At 45.5% G+C, this 2413-nt stretch carries 1 protein-coding gene; it reads right to left on the minus strand.

Going from position 1 to position 2413, the window contains the following annotated elements; translation table 11 throughout:
• Positions 1-324 precede the first annotated feature (324 nt).
• Positions 325-1986, minus strand: coding sequence for an ATP-dependent nuclease (locus B7O88_RS17715; RefSeq protein ID WP_088278106.1), 1662 nt, complete (start codon positions 1984-1986; stop codon positions 325-327).
• Between the last annotated feature and the right edge of the window lie 427 nt (positions 1987-2413).

The raw sequence follows: 2413 nt of genomic DNA on the forward strand, positions 1-2413 counted from the left end.
AAAGGCCACCCCGACTACGCGGCCCTTCGGGTTCGCTGCGTTGCTCGGTCTGACGGGGGCCGGCAGAACTCGGCTCATTGAGCCTCAGACATGCTGCCGTCCTATTTCCCGCCAGCCCTGTGCTACTCGCCCGCGTAAACGGGGACCCGGGGCCGTGCGTTGGTTGTGCATTTTGGCGGTAGAGCACAGCTTGGGTATTTCAGGGGCGCCAATGCTTCCGGTGCTGTTTTCGCATTAACGCCTCAAACACCGGCATGGTGAAGTTGGCGGCTTTTTTGGAACAAAAAAGATGACAGCTTTATCATGTCCGTGTGCTTTGACTTGTTAAGCCATTGATGCTGCTATTTTATCAAATAAATCCTTAAAGTTTGCCAAGTCATCTTTTTCGCCAATTTCTAAAGCCCGAGTAGCGTTGGACTTCTTATTCTCTATAACCTTAAACGAAGTTATCTTTCCGTTCACATTCTCAACCAGCTGAACTTGGGCAGGTCTTTCTTTGTGCAGCTTCCTCTTAACATTTTCTGACAGGAGGTTCTCAATATCTAAAGCCAGTTGGAAGTAATCCTTATTGCTGTCCCACTTTATGCCATCTCTTTTAGCTCGACCATTAAGACCATCAACCGCCTTTTTACCGGCCTCATCACCGTCAATTATCAATTTGACAATCGTCTGACTGTCAGAAAAGTTTCTTATGGATTCAAATAGATATGTGGCTGACATCGCATTTCCTGCAGGAAAGAACTTTACATCCGACGGGGACAAAGGTGAATCTTCAGCCAATTTTTCCATCGCACCCTGAAGTAAAATCTCATCACTGGGGCCTTCCACAACTAGATTCAGGGGGTACATGGACATTGAATCCAGCAAAGAAACGCCTAGTGTCTGTCTCGCAAGTTCGTATTCAGTCCCAATAAGCATTGTTGAAAATGGTGCATCATTCTGCTTCTCCACAACATATGTGTTTACTCCAACATTACTTCGCGGAACAAAATGAGCACAGTGTGTAGTTATTAACGTCTGAACCTCCTTCGAGAATCCAATCAACATATCAGCCATAGCCTTTTGTTTAGTAGGATGCAGAAACGATTCTGGCTCTTCCACCGCCCAAATGAATGTTACTCTAGCGTTATGACGCTGAGGGTGATTGTCCGCCAAATACTTTAAAAGAAACAAAAGACTACTTGTTTGAATTCCTGCTCCTTTCGACTTTAGGCCTGTTTCAGCTGTGTCACGGACAATCGGCATAAGGTTTGGCAGCATCTCTTCTAAGTTTTCAAATGGTAATCTCAATTCGAGATTCTCAATTTCAGAGAAAACCTGCCTAATTGAACCCGTTACAGAGCCAGATGATGCCTTAAGTTCCGGAGATAGCTTTCCGATAAGCGAAAAAATTGCATCGTTAATTTCTTTTCTTTTTTGTACTGCGCCGCTCCACCCACTAAATATTGTTTTTATCAACTCCGAACTTATCTCATGCGTAATACTTTCTAATGAATCCCTTCCGACTGGAATATACTTAAATATTATTGCTTGAGTTACGGATTCTTTAACCCTATGAATCAAGTCCTTTCTAATGTTTCTTGCCCCCTTCTTCCCGAGGAATTGCCAAGATTCAACCCCGTTTTTCGAGTAGCTAAGTCGCAATCTAACTAAATTTTCGTCGAGCCTACTTTGGTCGGATTCTTTCTCCAACTCTTCAAGTGCCTTTTTAATTGAAACTTCCTTTCCAGGATCATATTCAACAGTGACAGTTATCTTTGTTTGGGCCTTAGGAGAAAGACTTTCGCTTTTTGGGTAGTCTATTTCTGTTGTATATGGATTCCCTTCAATCAATCCAGTAAAGAACAGCTGTAGCCCCCGAAGAATATTAGACTTTCCACAGTTATTTGGCCCCACTATCACTGTAAGGTCATCAAAGTCCAACGCCAACGGTTGGGCGATAATAGATCTAAAGTTTTCTATTTCAACCGACTTGAGTTTGATCATAAGTGCTCTTTCTGGCTTAACAGTGATTAGATCGCGCTAACTTTAATACGCGGCATAGCGCCGGATTAGAGCGGTCTAGTATTTTATTGTATTTCAATGAGTTAGCAGCGCTCTGCCGCGAGTGCGGAACGTTAAGCCGCACGAGGCTTAATGTTCCATTCGTCGACGGTGTCGGCTTGCGCGCAGGTGATCGCGCTGTCGGGTATTCGAGGTGAAATGTGTCGAGTCTATGTAGCATCCATGCCTCCCGATGGGGCCGCGAGAAGTGCGGTGGTTTGATAGTGCTACTGCACGGGGCGTTTGCCAACCCTGAATACGGCTAAAGGCTTGCTCAAGTAGCGCGGCGCTGCCGCGCAAATACGAACGTGGCGCATGCACGGACCTAATCCCCGTTTACGCGGGCGAGTAGCGCAGATTTATCGGGAGG

Origin of the sequence: Halopseudomonas aestusnigri, assembly GCF_002197985.1 — a bacterium.
Classification (GTDB): Bacteria; Pseudomonadota; Gammaproteobacteria; order Pseudomonadales; family Pseudomonadaceae; genus Halopseudomonas; species Halopseudomonas aestusnigri.